Below are 15,689 nucleotides of genomic sequence, written 5' to 3'. Positions count from 1 at the left end.
AGAGAACCAAAACAAAGCTTTATGTTTTGATTTTCTCAGATGTCCTCAGATGTTCTCCGTGGCCAACAGCAAGGTTTTTATTGGAGTTTTTATGGACCGGATCACGATAGACGGCATCAACCTGACCCTCGCCAACCCCATCGAGCTGCCGCTACGCTGGGTCGGGGACGAGGAACTGCTCCGGCAGCTTCTGGCTGCCTGGATGGTCATCGACGAGCGCGACATCCCCTTCAACCCGCGCCTGATCGGCAAGCCGGGCGTCGGCAAGACCACCCTCGCCTACGCGGCCGCCAAGAGGCTCGGCCGCAAGGTCTACCTGTTCCAGGCCACCATGGATACCCGCCCCGAGGACCTGATCGTGACACCGGTGATCGGTCCGGAGGGAACCATCCAGTACGCCGCCTCCTCGCTGGTCTCGGCGATGATCTCGGGGGGCGTGCTGATTCTCGACGAGGGGAACCGGATGAGCGAGAAGGCCTGGGCGTCGCTGGCGCCGCTTCTGGACGACCGCCGCTACGTCGAATCGATCATCACCGGCCTCAGGATCCAGGCCCACCCGGACTTCCGCATCGTGGTGACCATGAACGAGGACTCCTCCACCTTCGAGGTGCCTGAGTACATCCATTCCCGCCTGCAGCCGCAGCTTTTCATCGATTTCCCCGAGGCGGACGAGGAACTGGCCATCCTGAAGGAAAACCTCCCCTTCGCCGGCAGCTCCATCCTCAACTACGTCGTGCAGTTCCTGCAGCGCGGCCATGCGGCGGACGAGCCCTACTCGGTGCGCGACGGCATCAACATCGCCCGCTACGCCCTGAAGATGATGACGGCGACCGAGAAAGACCCGCGTGAGCTGCTGCCGCTCGCGGTGGAGCGGATTCTGGGCGAGGAAGCGCTACGGTATTTGAAGTAACTTTTTTTGAGGTCTAATTCCCTCCCCCGGAGGGGGAGGGTCAGGGAGGGGGAAGCTTTCGGTCCTTTTACCATCCTTCCTCCCAGCCTCCCCCCTCCCAGCCTCCCCCCTCCGGGGGGAGGAGCTTTGGACATACCTATGCCCGATCACCTCTACCTGGAACAATTCGGCAACGTCCACGCCCTCCCCATCCTGCACTACCGGATGGAGTTCGCCCACCTGGTGCGGGAGGCGTTTGACGCGGTAAAGCCGGACTGCATCGCGCTGGAGCTGCCGCAAACGCTGGAGCAGCAGTTCCTGCGCGGCGTGCGGCGCCTGCCGGAAATCTCGGTGCTCGCCTACCACGTCGCAGCCCAGTCCGTGTTCCTCATCATCGAACCCGCCGATCCCCTGATCGAGGGGGCACGGCTCGCCCTGGAAAACGAAATCCCGTTGCACCTGGTCGACATCGACCTCGATTCCTACCCTTCACACCCGGAACAGCTCCCCGATTCCTACTCGGTGCAACGCATCGGCCTGGAGCCGTTCTACCGTGAAGTGGCCAAACTGTACCGTGAGATCCCGCCCGGTGAGGAGGACCTGCGCCGCGAGCGCGGCATGGCCTACCGCCTGAGGCAGCTCTCGGCACAGCACGAGCGCGTCCTTTTCATCTGTGGCATGTCGCACCTGGAGCGGATCCGCCAGGATTTCGACGCGCCACAGGCCCAGCCCCTGACCCGCACCCACCGCGAAGGGATCACCATCTTCAACCTGCACCCGGAATGCTGCCACGAGGTGCTGGCCGAATACCCCTTCCTCTCCGCCCTCTATGAGACCAGGCGTTCTCCCCTCCCTCCCGAGCCCGCACCGGGTGGACCCTCGCTGAGAAAGAGCTTCAACGCATTCGAATTGATCCTCGGGGGAAAGCAGAGCATTCCCGAGGAGGAGGCGCTGGCCGAATCGGTGCAGAGAAGTGCACACCGGATCGGTCCCGAAGGGGAACCGCCCGACCGGCAGAAGATCTTGCTGCGGCTCTTTTTGGAAGCTGCCCGCCACTACCGGCAGGAAACCGGCGACAAGGTGCACTTCTGGCAGAAGCGGGCCTTCTTCCGCTTTGCCCGCAACTACGCGCTGTTGTCGCGCATGCTGCTTCCCGACTTGTTCCAGATGCTCGCCGCCGCGCGCGGTTGCCTGGACGACAACTTCGCCTATGCCTTCTTCCGGCTGGCCGCCCATTACCCCTGGCAGAAGGAGGGGAGCGACCTCCCCACCCTGCGCCTCTCCGCCGCCGAACTCTGGTCCGCCACCAAGAGGATCAGGTTCCGCCCGCGCGAGCAGGTGCGCGCCAAGGGGCTCTCGCGGCTCAAGATGATGAACCGCAAGAAGGAAAAGCGCCCTGGCGACTGGATCGAGGGATTCGACGATCCGTACATCTGTTCCTTCCCCCCAGAGGATCTGAACATCGAGGAATACGGCCGCAACCTGAAGCGGATCGGGGCCCGGCAGTTGAGCGAGGAGGCGAGCAAGTCCGAGCCCTTCACATCGTCGCTTTTGGACGGGATCGACATGCGCGAGACCTTGCGCAACCTGCACGAGGGGAAGATCTACGTCCGGGAGAACAAGCGGCAAAAGAGCGGCGTTGGGTGCGTGGTGGTGATCCTCGACGAGGACAAGGAGGGGACGAAATACCCGTACTGCATGACCTGGCTCGGCGAGCATGCGCAGGAGTCCGACATGGCCTTCTATGCCACGCCGCCTACCGACAACATAGTGGGGCCCGGCATTTCGCGCTGCGAGTACGGCGGGTTTTTACTGAGTTATCCGCCGCGGCGGATGGTGGACGTCTGGCACGACCCGGACTACCGGTATGCGCTCGGGAAGAGTGAGCACCTCTTGATGGCGGCGCTCGACTATTCGCTGGAGAAGGACGTGGTGTACGCCGCCGCCAAGCCCCCCAGGAGTTTCCTGAAGCAGCACGCGGCGCGGTTGGGAAAAAGGATCATCTACTTGCCGCTGGGGAGCCTGTCCCCCGTTGCCCTGAAGAAGCTGCGGGCCTTCCACATTCTGTACGGGCGTGACAAGCGGGATATTGCCAAGGATTACATCTGGTAGGAATGCGACAAGTCTTCCCCCTCCCCAACCCTCCCCCTCCGGGGGAGGGAGCTGGACGCCTCCCACCAGAAGAAAGAGCTGCGGCCGATGTGATTGCTCCCCTATTTCAGTCCTCGAACTCATCAAAGTGTCCCCTCCCCCGGAGGGGGAGGGTTAGGGAGGGGGAAGATCTTTATACCTGCCGTAACTAACTCCCGCCCTCTGTAGCAACACCTCGTAAATTCTTTCCAGCACTCCTTCCAAATTCACGAAGAGTTCATGGTTCCATACCCTGAGAACAGAAATGCCCTGCGCCTCCAGGAAATCTGTTCTTCCTCGATCACGTAGGGCATTGAGAGGCTGGTTGTGCTGCCCACCGTCCAACTCCACCGCAAATCTTGCCTCCGCACAATAGAAATCCAGCACGTACTTCTCAACCGGGTGCTGCCGCCGGAACCGGAAGCCACCCATCTGCTTACGTCGCAAGCAAAACCAAAGCAGTTGCTCCGCGTCCGTCATATGCTGGCGCAACATGCGAGCAGCCTTAAGGAGTTCAGTTGGCAATGGCGGCGGGTCGAATATGGGATTGTCTGCGTCCATGCTTTCCCCCCTCCCCAACCCTCCCCCTCCGGGGGAGGGAGCTGAGACGAAACGCACAGAAGCATAACTGAGACGATGGCTCCGGCAACAGACAAATGACAAAGGCCCCTCGAACCGAAGGGCCTTTTCGTTTTCCTTTATCTTAATCTCAGTCTTAATCTGCCTCTTTACCCCTTCCTCAACACCCTCTTGTCACCCATGCGGATGGTGAGCTTTTCCTGGTCGAAGTACTCCAGCAGCGGAATCATGAACTTTCTGGACAGGCCGGTTATGTCCCTAAACTCCGGCGGAGTGATCTCACCCTTCTCCTTCAGATGGGCCACCAGCTTGTCGCGCAGCTCGTTGACGGCGCCAGGGGCATAGAAGATGTCGCCCTTGATCTTGGCCACCCTCCCCTCGCGGAACATCATGTTGGCGTGATCGAGCACCTGCTTCTCGGTGGCACCGACCAGGTCGCAAAGCTCCTTCAACGTGGGAGGCTCGAACCACGCCTTGGTCAGCGCCTCTTCGAGCGCCCGCTGCACGCTCGCCTGGTCCTGGGTCACGCCGACCTTGCGCCCGGGGAGCTTCACCAGTTCGCGATCGGAAAGCGCCAGCCCATCCTTCTCAAGGCTCGCCAGCACCGGACCGAAGAAGCGCGCGTCGCTGCGCCTTGGGATCCGGGACTTCAGCTCTTCCTTGCCGATACCTTCCTGCATCGGGTTTTCCTGGAGGTACTCGTGCAACTCCTCGGAAAGCCTCTGCTTCAGCTGCGCAAAGGCATCCTTGCTGAGGAAGATGCGAGGCTCCTTCACCACCTGGAGCACCGCACCGCTGGAAAGCAGCGGGGCAAGCGCGGCTTCAATCCTCTTACCGGACATCCCGGAGCGGTTCACCATCTCCTGGATGGAGATGCCGGAAAGCAGCGAGGACTCGACCAGCAGCCGGATCCGCTCCTGGTCCACGCCGGACTCGGCCGCCTCCAGGAGCGCCAGGGCTTCAGCGGAACGGCGACGACGACGCGGCGGAGCCGGGTCAAGAACGGTGCCGCCACCGAGGGTCGCCTGCGGCGAATAGGTCCGGAGCACGAAGGGGTCGCCCGGCAGGAGCAGCACCGGGTGGTCGAGCCGGAGTTGCACGTAGGCGCTGTCGCCAGGCTGGAGCGCGTCGCGATCGAACAGGATGACCTTGGCGGGGACTTCGTAGGTTGCCGAGTGCAGGCGGACGCCGGCGCGGTGCTTCAACTCCTTGCCCATGGAGGCCAGATAGTTGAGCCGGACGTCGACGGCGCTGGTCGGCTTGTAGAGCCCCTTGGGCACCACAACGTCGCCGCGCTGCACGTCGGTATGGTCCACACCCTGAAGGTTGACCGCAAGCCTTTCGCCCGCGCCACCCTTCTCCACCTTGGAGCCGAAGGACTGCACGCCGCGCACGCGGCAGGCAATGCCCGACGGCAGGATCTCGACCTCGTCGCCGACGGTGACGGCACCGGAGAGGAGCGTGCCGGTAACGACGGTGCCGAAGCCGGTAACGGTGAAGACGCGGTCCACCGGGAGCCGGAAGGGCGAGTCGACCCGCTTCTGCTCGATCTCCTTCGCCATTTTGGTGAGTTCAGCCTTCAGGGTCTCGATGCCGTCGCCGGTGCGGGAGGAAACGCTGATGATGGGTGCGCCGGAGAGGAAGCTTTCCGCGAGGTAGTCGCGCACCTCCTCGGTGACCAGGTCAAGCCAGTCCGGTTCCACCATGTCCTTCTTGGTGAGCACCACGATGCCGCGCTTCACGCCCAACAACTGGCAGATCTCCAGGTGCTCTCGGGTCTGGGGCATGATCCCTTCGTCCGCCGCGATTACCAAAAGCACCAGGTCCATCCCGCCCACGCCGGCCACCATGGTGCGCACGAAGCGCTCGTGGCCGGGCACGTCGACGATGCCGAAGCGCAGGTCACCCGGGAGTTCCAGGTGCGCGAAGCCGAGCTCGATGGTGATGCCGCGGGCCTTCTCCTCTTTGAGGCGATCGGTATCGACGCCGGTCAGTGCCTTCACCAGCGAGGTCTTGCCATGATCTATGTGTCCGGCAGTGCCGAGAATGAGATGCTTCATGGTGGTGCTCCGTGAAAAAATTCTTTCCTATATCTCAATTTTTGAATCAAAGGTCAATCAGTCTTTCCAACTCTGCCAGCAACTCCTCCCCCCGGAGGGGGGAGGTCGGGAGGGGGGAAGATCAAAGTGTGTCCGTACTTCCCCCTCCCCTGCCCTCCCCCTCCGGGGGAGGGAGAGCTTAAAGCAGCGGTCTGTCAGTCTTTAAACTGCAACTGGTACAGCCGGTAGTACAGCCCCTGCGCGGCCATCAGCTCGGCGTGCGTCCCCTCTTCCGCTTTCTCGCCGTGGTGGATGACCACGATGCGGTCGGCATCGCGGATGGTGGAGAGCCGGTGGGCAACCACGAGCGTGGTGCGTCCCTGCATCAGCCCCTCGAGCCCCTGCTGGATCAGCCGCTCGCTCGCCGTGTCCACGCTGGCGGTCGCCTCGTCCAGCACCAGGATCTCGGGGTCGAAGGCGACGGCGCGGGCAAAGGAAATCAGCTGCCGTTCTCCGGCAGAGAAGTTCACGCCGCGCTCACGCACCTCTTCGTCATAGCCTTTGGGAAGCTCGCGGATGAAACGGTCGGCGCCGACGACGGCCGCCGCCTGCTCCACCCTCTTGAGCGCCTCGGGATCTCCCAACGAGATGTTGTAGGCGATGGTGCCGGAGAATAAATAGGGATCTTGCAAAACCACGCCGATCCGCTTGCGCAGCGCCGGGAGCGGCAACTCACGGATGTCGGTGCCGTCGATGGTGATGGAGCCGCGCTCGACGTCGTAGAGCCGTGACAAAAGCCTGGTCACGGTGGTCTTGCCGCCGCCGGTTTCCCCGACCAGCGCCACCTTCTCGCCGCGCCTCATCTGCAGGGAGAACCCCTTCAGCACGTAATCCCGGTCCTTGTAGGCGAACCAGATGTCGTTGAAGCAGATGTTCTGCAGCGCGTGCTCGGGCGATCCCTGGCACGCCTGCACTCTGGTCCGCAACTCCTCCCCCCGGAGGGGGGAGGCCGGGAGGGGGGAAGACCAAAGCGAGTCCGTACTTCCCCCTCCCCTGCCCTCCCCCTCCGGTGGAGGGGGAGCTTGAGTCAGTCGGCTGTCAGTCCTTACCGTCCCAGCTGCGGCTTCCGGGGACGGCACCGGTTCGGGCTCGCGGTCGTTATTGTCCAAAAGCGCGAAGATCCGCTCCAGTGAGGCCATCGCCCCCTGCATGATGGAGTACTTGGCGGAGAGGTCCCGGATCGGGGAGAAGAACTTCTCGATGTACTGGATGAAGGCGACCAGCGAGCCGAAGGAGAGCGTCCCCTTCACGATCTCGCCGCCGCCGTACCAGATGATCAGCGCCACGGCCACCGAGGAGAGCGATTCCACCACCGCGTACAGAGCCGCGTCCCAGGTGATCACCGGGAAGTTCGCCTCGACGTAGGAGGCGTTCAGCCTGCGGAATTCCTTCGCCTCGTCCCGCTCTCGGTTGAAGAGCTGCACTACTGCCATGCCGCCGATGCTCTCCGCCAGAAAAGCGGAGAGGTTCGCCTGGCGTGCCCGAACCTGGCGGAACGCAAGACGCATCCACTTGCGGAAGGCAAACGCGACCCAGATCAGCACCGGCAGCACCGAGAAGGTGACCAGCGAGAGGCGCACGTTCATCCAGAGCATGATGCCGACGATGCCCGCCAGCACCAGGATGTCCCCGACCACCGTCACGATGCCGGCAGCAAACATCTCGCCCAGCACCTCGATATCGCTGGTCAGTCGTGAAACGAGGCTCCCGACCGGGGTCTGGTCGAAGAAGCGGGTGGAGAGGCGCTGGATGTGGCTGAAAAGCTTGACCCTGATGTCGTACATGACCCGCTGTCCCACCCACTGCAGCAGGTAGACCTGGGCGAACATGAGGATCGATTCTGCGAAGATGATCGCGAGAAACGCCGCGGCGAGGGTCGGAAGCCCCTCCATGCGCCCCTTCACGATGTGGTCGTCGATGGCGACCTTGATGATCCAGGGCTGGGCGAGTTTGGAAGCGGCGATTAGGGGGAGCAGCAGGAGCGCCGTTACCAGCATGCGGCGGTACGGCAGGATGTAGGCGACAAAGCGCCCCATCAGGCGCCGGTCGTACACCTTACCTACCGTTTCATCCTCATATATCCCGCCGAAGTGCATGCCGCTCCCTTTTAAACATGAAAAGCTGAAGCATTAACGCAAAGCCGCGGAGGCGCGGAGACGCAAAGAGAATCTTTGAAAAGGTTTAAAACCCGCTTCCTGCTTTTCCCTGCGTCTTAGCGCCTTTGCGCCTTTGCGTTGACGCCTTGGCCTTTAAAGCCTCTCTATCTCCGCCTTCAACTGCTCTTCCCTGTGGATGGCGGCGTAGCGACCGCCGAGTTCCAACAGCTCCGCATGGCTCCCCTCTTCCACGATGCTCCCCTGCTCCAGGACGATGATCCGGTCGCAGTTACGCAGCGGCGACAGCCGATGCGATACGATCAGCACGGTCCTCTTGCCGTAATAGCCGGAGAGTGCGGAGAGAATCTCCTCCTCGGTGTCGGCATCGACGGCGGAAAGGGGATCGTCCAATATCAGTATGCTCGGCTCCTTGATCAACGCCCGGGCGATGGAGACACGCTGCTTCTGCCCGCCGGACAGGGTCACACCCCGCTCCCCGACCAGTGTGTCCAGCCCCTGAGGGAACCTGGTGAGATCGCCGGACAGCCCCGCGATCCTGGCGGCGCGCTCGATGTCTTCACGGGTGGCGCCGTGCTTGCCGTAGGCGATGTTCTCGGCAATGGTGCGGGAGAAAAGAAAGGTCTCCTGGGGCACGAAGCCCACTGCGGCGCGGATACGCTGCAGGGGGAGCCGGTTCAGGTCGACGCCGTCGATAAAGAGCGTGCCGTCGGCCACCGGGAAGAGCCGCGGAATCATGCGCACCAGGGTCGACTTGCCGCTCCCCACCACCCCGACGATGCCGATGCGGGCCCCGCGCGCGATCTTAAGATCGATACCGCGCAACATCTCGGCGCTGCCGTAGCTGAAGCTGAAGTTGCGGTACTCGATTTCCCCCCCGATCTCGCCGGGATCGACGGGCTGCTCCGGCTCCACGACCTCGGCGGTGGCGTTCAGTATCTCGCCCAGGCGGGTCATCGATGCGGCCCCCCTTTGCACCAGGTTGAGGATCCATCCGAACATGATGGTGGGCCACACCAGCATGGCGAGATAGCCGTTGAAGGCGACGAAGCCGCCCAGGGTAAGCTTGCCGCTGATGACCTGGTTGCCGCCGACAAAGAGGATGACCAGGGTGCCGATGGCTCCCGTCGCCGCCATGACCGGCAGCATCATGCCGCGGATCTTGGCCATCGCCATGCTGGCGTCGCTGTAGCTGTCGCATACGGCGCCGAAACTTTCGATCTCTCCGTCCTCACGGCAGTACGCCCGCACCACCGCCGCGGCGGAGACGTTTTCCTCGACCTTCGTGGTAAGCCGGGCCAGCGCTTCCTGGGTCCGTTTGGAGACGCGGAACATGTTGGCGCTCATCTGCTTAACGATCAGGATCATGACCGGGAAGGGGAGCACGGCACACAGGGTGAGAAACGGGGAAATCCGGGTGAGGAGGATCAGAGAGGCTGTGTAGATCACCACCGTGTTCAGAAGGCTCAGGACACCGAAACCGAGCAGCATCCTCACGTTGGTGAGATCGTTGGCAAGACGGGACAGGATGTCGCCGGTGCGCCAGTTGGAGAAGTAGGTACGATCCAGGGTGAGCAGCTTCGCGTAGAGATCCTCGCGCAGTTCATACTCGATGCGTCGCCCGGCGTTCAAGAGGGTGATGCGGGAAAAGACGCGGATGACTCCCTGCGCCACGGCGGCGGCGGCGATCATCCCGCCGTACTGTGCCGGGGTATAGCCGGCCTTGGCCGGCGCCTGCAAGGCTTCGATGGCCAGCTTCAAGAGCCACGGTATGGCGAGCCCGCACAGGTTGGTCCCCACCAGCAGCAGGGCTCCCAACAGGTAAGCCCCCCGGCGGCTGCGCATGTAGCGGTATAGTCTTGTCAATTCGCCGATGGCTCACCTCGCGAGATAACGCGCCGACAGTATTATTACATTTCGTTTTTTCTGTCAAAGTATTTGCCAATTCCAATAATTAGCCGGCGATGTTTTAAAAAAACGTAAACGCCGCGTTTTGACCCCGCCAAACCGCTGTGCAGTCAGAATTTCCCGAAATCGGAATTTTTTAACCAATTCCCGCGCTACATCAGCTACTTTCAGCCGAGACAATAACAAGCGATCGCTTGTTCTAAAATTTCGCGTTTTTTGGATTTTTTTTCTGTCATAGCGCCACCCAAAACGGCCATTTCCAGTGACATTCTGACAAAAGTCTATCTTTTTCAGACAGTTTCATCGAAAACAAATGCTTGCTTTTTTGTTTTAAAATGGCGTATAGTCCATTCGAAATTTTCGTATGACAGAAATTTCCTTCATTTTAAAACGATGTTCTTGTAATTCAAAATAACGTCCCATGAAGCCCTTGCTTTTTGGCTTTCATTGGGCGTATCATCTTTAGCCGTTTATCAACCGATTGGTCGAACGACCATTACCCAATCACGAGGTCCGCAGTGAAAAACAAGTTGATGCACCTCTCCAACGAGACCATGAACATCGGGTTCGTGAAGAAGGTGGAAGCACTCTCCGGCAGTTCCGTGCGGCGCTGCTTCCAGTGCGGCAAGTGCTCGGCAGGCTGCCCCATGTCCACCTTCATGGAGCATCCCCCCAACCGGGTGGTGCGCCTGCTGCAGTTGGGGCAGGGGCAGCGCATCCTCGCGGGGCGCTCCATCTGGTACTGCGCCTCCTGCGAGACCTGCACCACCCGCTGCCCCAACAAGGTCGATCTCGCCGCCATCATGGACGCGCTGAGAAAACTCTCCTGGGATGCCGACGGTCCCTCGAAAGAAAGCTACGTGCAGCTCGCCAACAGGCTCTTCATCGAGAACATCCGCACCTACGGCCGTCAGTATGAGCTCCGCCTGGGCGCCGCCTTCAACATGAAAAGCGGGCAGTTCCTGAAGGACCTCATGCTCGGACCTAAGCTGATCTCCAAGGGCAAGCTGAAGATGTTCCATTCCAAGAACAAGAACATCGCGGAGATCGAAGGGATCTTCAAGCGGATCGAGGAGATGCGCAAGAAAGGGGAGGCGCTGTGACACCAGGCAAGAAACGTCTTAGTTATTCCTACTACCCGGGGTGCTCGCTGCACGCCTCCGGGCGCGAATACGATATCTCCACCCGCGCGCTGTTCAAGGCGCTCAACGTGGGGCTGAAGGAAGTGCCGGACTGGTTCTGCTGCGGCGCCACCCCGGCGCACAACGTGGACGAACTCCTGTCGCTCTCGCTCTGCGCCAAGAACCTTTCCCTGGCCGAAGAGGTCGAGGGTGACCTGGCCGTCGCCTGCGCCGCCTGCTTCTCGCGCCTCAAGACCACCCAGCATCATCTGAAAGGGGACGAGACCAAGAGAAAGCAGGTCGAGGTCGCCATCGACGGGCCGGCTGCGCTCAACAAGCCGGTCAAGCACATCCTGGAGATCCTGGCCCGCGAATACGGCCTCGGCAAGCTCGAGGAGAGCGTCAAGAAGCCGCTCATGGGACTCAAGGTCGCTCCCTACTACGGCTGCCTCTTGACCCGCCCCCCGGAAGTACCGGAGCTGGACGACTGCGAGGACCCGAGCATCATGGAAGACCTCCTGCGCGCGCTGGGCGCCGAGCCGGTCAAGTGGAGCCACCGCATGGAATGCTGCGGCGCGAACTTCACCCTGTCCCGTCCGGGCGTGGTGCTCAAACTCTCCAACGCCATCCTGGAGTCGGCGCGCATCGCCGGCGCGGACTGCATCATGGTCGCCTGCCCCTTGTGCCACGGCAACCTGGATATCCGCCAGAAGGAGATCAAGGAGGCCTACGGCGCTCCCGACTCCACCCTGTTCGGCAACATCTTCGGTTCCGAGTTGCACGGCGGCAGCGCCCCCGACCAGCGCGACCTCCCCATCTTCTACGTCACCCAGTTGGCGGCGCTGGCGATGGGGGTTGCCTCGGAGAGCCTCGGTTTCGAAAGCGTCATCACCGACCCGAAACCGCTGTTGAGAGATAAACAGCTGCTGTAGCCCGCGGGCGGCAGCGCATGGATTGAGGAGCTTATGTCCAGAATCGGCGTTTTTGTGTGCCACTGCGGTGAGAACATCTCCCGCACGGTGGATGTGGAGCAGGTGGCGAAGGCCGCGGGGGAGATCCCCGGCGTCGCCTTCTCCTGCGATTACAAGTACATGTGTTCGGACCCGGGGCAGACCCTGTTGAAGAAGGCGGTCGCCGAGCACAAGCTGGACGGCGTCCTGGTGGCGGCCTGCAGCCCGCGCATGCACGAGAAGACCTTCCGGAAAGCGGCCGAGGCGGCGGGGCTGAACCCGTACCTGTGCGAGATGGCCAACATCCGCGAGCACTGTTCCTGGGTCCACGAGGACCGGGACATGGCGACCGCCAAGGCCAAGGACATCGTGAAGCTGATGGTGGAAAGGGTCAGGAAAGGGAAGTCGCTGGCGCCGATCACCGTGCCGGTCACCAAGCGCGCACTCGTTATCGGCGGCGGCATCGCCGGCATTCAGGCGGCTCTCGACATCGCCGACGCGGGGCACAAGGTGGTGCTGGTGGAGCGTGAGCCCTCCATCGGCGGCCACATGGCGCAACTCTCCGAGACCTTCCCGACCCTCGACTGCTCCCAGTGCATCATGACCCCGAAGATGGTCGACGTGGCGAACCACCCGAACATCACCCTCTACACCTATTGCGAAATCGAGAAGGTGGACGGCTACATCGGCAACTTCCAGGTGACCGTGAAGCACAAGGCGCGCTCGGTGGACGAGTCCAAGTGCACCGGCTGCGGCGTCTGCATGACCAAATGCCCGAAGAAGAAGATCCCCAACGAGTTCGACCAGGGGCACGGCATGCGCCCCGCCATCTACGTCCCCTTCCCGCAGGCGGTCCCCAACACGCCGGTGATCGACCGCGAGAACTGCACCATGTTCCAAAGCGGCAAGTGCGGCGTCTGCGCCAAGGTCTGCGGGCCGGGCGCGGTGGACTACGAGCAGCAGGACACCCTCACCGTCGAGGACGTGGGCGCCATCGTGGTCGCCACCGGCTTCAAGCTCTACACCATTGACAGGAAACCCGAAGGTAGCCCCATCCAGGGTTACGGCGAATTCGGCTACGGCACCATCCCCGACATCATCGACGGCATGACCTTCGAGCGCCTCGCCTCCGCCTCGGGACCTACCGGCGGCAAGATCCTCAGGCCTTCCGACGGCAAGGAGCCCAAGCAGGTGGTCTTCATCCAGTGCGTCGGCTCACGCGCCAGGGAGAAAGGGATCTCCTACTGCTCCAAGGTCTGCTGCATGTACACCGCGAAGCACACCATGCTCTACCACCACAAGGTGCACGACGGACAGGCCTACGTCTTCTTCATGGACGCGAGGACGCCGGGCAAGGGGTACGACGAATTCTGGCGCCGCGCAGTCGAGGAAGAGGAAGCGGTCTACATCAGGGGGATGGTCTCCCGCATGTACCAGCGCGGCGACAAGATCGTCGTGATGGGGAGCGACATCCAGGTCGGCGTCCAGGTCGAGATCGAGGCCGATCTCGTGGTACTAGCGACCGCGGTGCAGCCCCAGGACGGCGCGGATCTGCTGGCGCAGAAGCTCGGCATCTCCTACGACAAGTACAACTTCTACTCCGAGGCCCACGCGAAGCTGAAGCCGGTCGAGTGCGCCACTGCCGGGATCTATCTTGCCGGCGCCTGCCAGGGGCCGAAGGACATCCCGGATACGGTAAGCCAGGCTTCGGCCGCGGCGGCCAAGGTGATGACGCTGTTCGCCAAGGACAAGCTGGAGCGCGACCCGGTGGTCGCCAAGGTGAACGAGAAGTACTGCGTCGGCTGCTTCGCCTGCAAGAAGGTCTGCGCCTACGGCGCCATCGAGGAGAAGGAGATCCGGGACCGCCAGGGGAACCTGGTGAAGAAGGTCGCCTATGTGAACCCGGGCGTCTGCGGCGGCTGCGGCACCTGCCAGGCCACCTGCCCGTCCAAGTCCATCGAGCTCGACGGCTATACCGACGAGCAGATCATGGCGATGATAGAGGCGCTTTAACGGCAGTTCTACGTTCTACGTCCTATGTCCTACGTTAACACCTAAATCTAAAGCTCGTCTTCGGTCTGGTTCTGCCTCTCAACGTAGAACGTAGAACATAGAACGTAGAACGGGTTCTGAGGTTTCCATGCACGATTTCGAACCAAAGATAGTCGCCTTCGTCTGTACCTGGTGCACCTACGCGGGGGCGGACCTCGCGGGCACCAGCCGGATGCAGTACCCGCCCAACGTCCGGGTGCTCAAGTTCCCCTGTACGGGAAGGATCGACCCGGTCTTCATCCTGCGCGCCTTCCAGAAGGGGGCGGACGGGGTGCTGGTTTCCGGGTGCCACCCGGGCGACTGCCACTACATGGCGGGCAACTTCCACGCCCGGCGCCGCTTCGCCGCGTTCCGGGCGCTCTTGAACTTCGTCGGCGTCGACCTGAACCGGCTCCAGTTCTCCTGGGTCTCGGCTGCCGAAGGGGGCAAGTGGGTCGACGTGGTGACGGAGCTGACCGAACGGGTGCGCACCATGGGGCCGATGCCGGAATTCAAGGAGCTCGAGCACGAGGAACAGTGGTCTGGCGCCATCAATACCCCGGAGCTTAAAGAGGCCTACGACAGCATCGGCTGATTGGCTGGGGGTAGCCCCCCCTCCCAACCTCCCCCCTCCGGGGGGAGGAGCAAGAAGAAGCGCCATAGTCCCCTCCCCCGGAGGGGGAGGGTTAGGGAGGGGGAGGATTCCGCTCCCTACCGACACAACTTGCGTCCGGCATCTGCCGCGGCGCCAACGGATCAGACATGAACGCTAAAGCAAACAAGAACCACGTGACCAGCATCGAGCCCGCCTATTATGAGGCGATCACCGAGGCGATCCGCAAGGAAGCTGTAAAGATCCTGAAGAATGAGACGGTGGTCGGCGTCGTCGGCTACCTCCCCGGCCGCCGCAAAGGGACCGCGAGCCCCGCACTGGTCACCACGGTGGAAGAAGCGGAAAAGCTCATCTTCTCGCCCGCCTGCGTCAACAACCTCTCGGTCTACCTCACCAAGGCCAAGAAAGGGGTGCTGAAGCAGGGCAAGGTCGGCATCGTCGCCAAGGGATGCGACATGCGCGCGCTGGCCGGACTGATGACGGAATCGCAGCTCCAGCGCGAGGACCTCTTCATCATCGGCGTGGTCTGCCCTGGCGTGTACGGCTTCGGCGTGCAGCGGACCGGCACTCTCACCGAGGAAAACATCGCCCGCAAGTGCCGCGAGTGCACGGTGCACATGCCGGAAGGGGCCGACGTCGCCGCCGGAACGCACGCCGAGCTTGCCGATCTGACCCCGGAGGAAGCGGAGGAAATGGCGCGCATCGAGGCGATGCCGCAGACGGAGCGCTGGGCGTTCTGGAAGGAGCATTTCTCCCGCTGCATCCGCTGCATGGCCTGCCGCCAGGTCTGCCCCTTCTGCTACTGCGAACAGTGCCTGTGCGACAAGAACCGGCCGCAGGCGGTGGAGAGTTCGCCACGCCCCGCCGGCAACATGGCCTGGCACCTCGTGCGCGCCATGCACCTTGCCGGGCGTTGCGGCGGTTGCGCCGAGTGCGAGCGCGTCTGTCCCATGGACATCCCGCTCAACCTGTTGAACCGTCGCATGGCCCAGGAACTGAAGGAGCTTTACGATTTCGAAGCGGGCCTCACACCGGTGGAGAAGGGACCGCTCAACGAGTACAAGGAAAACGACGACCAGTCTTTCATCAAGTAGATACAAGAAGCTGAAACCGTAGCCTCACGTCCCCTCACCCGGAGGGGGAGGGACAGGGAGGGGGATTTCAACCGCCAAGCTTCCCCCCTCCCAGCCTCCCCCCTCCGGGGGGAGGAGCTCAAACAGAGCCTGATTTCAACAGTCAGCAGCGGCCCTCACCC

At 62.2% G+C, this 15,689-nt stretch carries 11 protein-coding genes; 7 read left to right on the top strand and 4 right to left on the bottom strand.

All coding sequences use genetic code 11. The features are described 5' to 3' along the window. Nucleotides 1–91: 91 nt before the first annotated feature. A complete protein-coding gene (locus tag KP004_RS19780; protein WP_216800096.1) occupies nt 92–910 on the top strand; it encodes an AAA family ATPase in 819 nt (272 codons plus the stop codon). A gap of 138 nt (nt 911–1,048) precedes the next feature. Beyond that, nucleotides 1,049–3,001: a TraB/GumN family protein gene (locus KP004_RS19775; RefSeq protein ID WP_216802715.1), complete on the top strand. Its 1,953-nt coding sequence runs from the start codon at nt 1,049–1,051 to the stop codon at nt 2,999–3,001. Between the two features lie 153 nt (nt 3,002–3,154). Here KP004_RS19775 and KP004_RS19770 read toward each other — a convergent pair whose 3' ends face one another. From KP004_RS19770 to KP004_RS19755, 4 genes are all read right to left on the bottom strand, one after another. Further along, the gene (locus tag KP004_RS19770; protein ID WP_216800095.1) at nt 3,155–3,580 is read right to left on the bottom strand and encodes an endonuclease domain-containing protein; all 426 of its coding nucleotides are present in this window, start codon (nt 3,578–3,580) and stop codon (nt 3,155–3,157) included. A gap of 167 nt (nt 3,581–3,747) precedes the next feature. Then, on the bottom strand, nt 3,748–5,658 hold the full coding sequence (gene selB, locus KP004_RS19765) for a selenocysteine-specific translation elongation factor (protein WP_216800094.1): 1,911 nt from the start codon (nt 5,656–5,658) through the stop codon (nt 3,748–3,750). A gap of 194 nt (nt 5,659–5,852) precedes the next feature. Continuing rightward, nucleotides 5,853–7,793 (bottom strand): ABC transporter ATP-binding protein, encoded by a 1,941-nt coding sequence (locus KP004_RS19760; protein ID WP_216800093.1) that lies wholly within the window; start codon nt 7,791–7,793, stop codon nt 5,853–5,855. 153 nt (nt 7,794–7,946) lie between these two features. After that, a complete protein-coding gene (locus KP004_RS19755; RefSeq protein ID WP_216802713.1) occupies nt 7,947–9,656 on the bottom strand; it encodes an ABC transporter ATP-binding protein in 1,710 nt (569 codons plus the stop codon). Nucleotides 9,657–10,237: 581 nt separating this feature from the next. On the opposite strand from KP004_RS19755, the gene KP004_RS19750 reads away from it, so the two are divergent. The 5 genes from KP004_RS19750 to KP004_RS19730 all read left to right on the top strand — a co-directional run bounded on the left by KP004_RS19750 (nt 10,238) and on the right by KP004_RS19730 (nt 15,528). Beyond that, entirely contained in the window at nt 10,238–10,822 is a 585-nt protein-coding gene (locus KP004_RS19750) for a 4Fe-4S dicluster domain-containing protein (protein ID WP_183344161.1), read from the top strand. Then, complete coding sequence (locus KP004_RS19745; RefSeq protein ID WP_216800092.1) at nt 10,819–11,772, top strand: CoB--CoM heterodisulfide reductase iron-sulfur subunit B family protein; 954 nt, start codon at nt 10,819–10,821, stop codon at nt 11,770–11,772. Before KP004_RS19750 ends, KP004_RS19745 begins: the two co-directional genes overlap by 4 nt. Before the next feature lie 33 nt (nt 11,773–11,805). Then, nucleotides 11,806–13,803, top strand: a complete 1,998-nt coding sequence (locus KP004_RS19740; RefSeq protein ID WP_216800091.1) for a CoB--CoM heterodisulfide reductase iron-sulfur subunit A family protein — start codon at nt 11,806–11,808, stop codon at nt 13,801–13,803. A 127-nt stretch (nt 13,804–13,930) separates the two neighbouring features. Further along, nucleotides 13,931–14,416, top strand: coding sequence for a hydrogenase iron-sulfur subunit (locus KP004_RS19735; protein ID WP_216800090.1), 486 nt, complete (start codon nt 13,931–13,933; stop codon nt 14,414–14,416). A 167-nt stretch (nt 14,417–14,583) separates the two neighbouring features. Continuing rightward, nucleotides 14,584–15,528, top strand: a complete 945-nt coding sequence (locus KP004_RS19730; protein ID WP_216800089.1) for a ferredoxin family protein — start codon at nt 14,584–14,586, stop codon at nt 15,526–15,528. Nucleotides 15,529–15,689: the final 161 nt, after the last annotated feature.

This window comes from Geomonas oryzisoli (assembly GCF_018986915.1).
GTDB classification, from domain to species: domain Bacteria; phylum Desulfobacterota; class Desulfuromonadia; order Geobacterales; family Geobacteraceae; genus Geomonas; species Geomonas oryzisoli.
The sequence above is the reverse complement of the archived record's forward strand: the minus strand, read 5'-3'. Positions and strand labels throughout refer to the sequence as shown.

What these genes read in the sequence shown, in the direction of transcription:
- selB (WP_216800094.1), bottom strand. Translation starts at nt 5,658, where the DNA reads ATGAAGCATCTCATTCTCGGCACTGCCGGACACATAGATCATGGCAAG.
- KP004_RS19770 (WP_216800095.1), bottom strand. Translation starts at nt 3,580, where the DNA reads ATGGACGCAGACAATCCCATATTCGACCCGCCGCCATTGCCAACTGAA.
- KP004_RS19740 (WP_216800091.1), top strand. Translation starts at nt 11,806, where the DNA reads ATGTCCAGAATCGGCGTTTTTGTGTGCCACTGCGGTGAGAACATCTCC.
- KP004_RS19735 (WP_216800090.1), top strand. Translation starts at nt 13,931, where the DNA reads ATGCACGATTTCGAACCAAAGATAGTCGCCTTCGTCTGTACCTGGTGC.
- KP004_RS19760 (WP_216800093.1), bottom strand. Translation starts at nt 7,793, where the DNA reads ATGCACTTCGGCGGGATATATGAGGATGAAACGGTAGGTAAGGTGTAC.
- KP004_RS19775 (WP_216802715.1), top strand. Translation starts at nt 1,049, where the DNA reads ATGCCCGATCACCTCTACCTGGAACAATTCGGCAACGTCCACGCCCTC.
- KP004_RS19780 (WP_216800096.1), top strand. Translation starts at nt 92, where the DNA reads ATGGACCGGATCACGATAGACGGCATCAACCTGACCCTCGCCAACCCC.
- KP004_RS19755 (WP_216802713.1), bottom strand. Translation starts at nt 9,656, where the DNA reads ATGCGCAGCCGCCGGGGGGCTTACCTGTTGGGAGCCCTGCTGCTGGTG.
- KP004_RS19730 (WP_216800089.1), top strand. Translation starts at nt 14,584, where the DNA reads ATGAACGCTAAAGCAAACAAGAACCACGTGACCAGCATCGAGCCCGCC.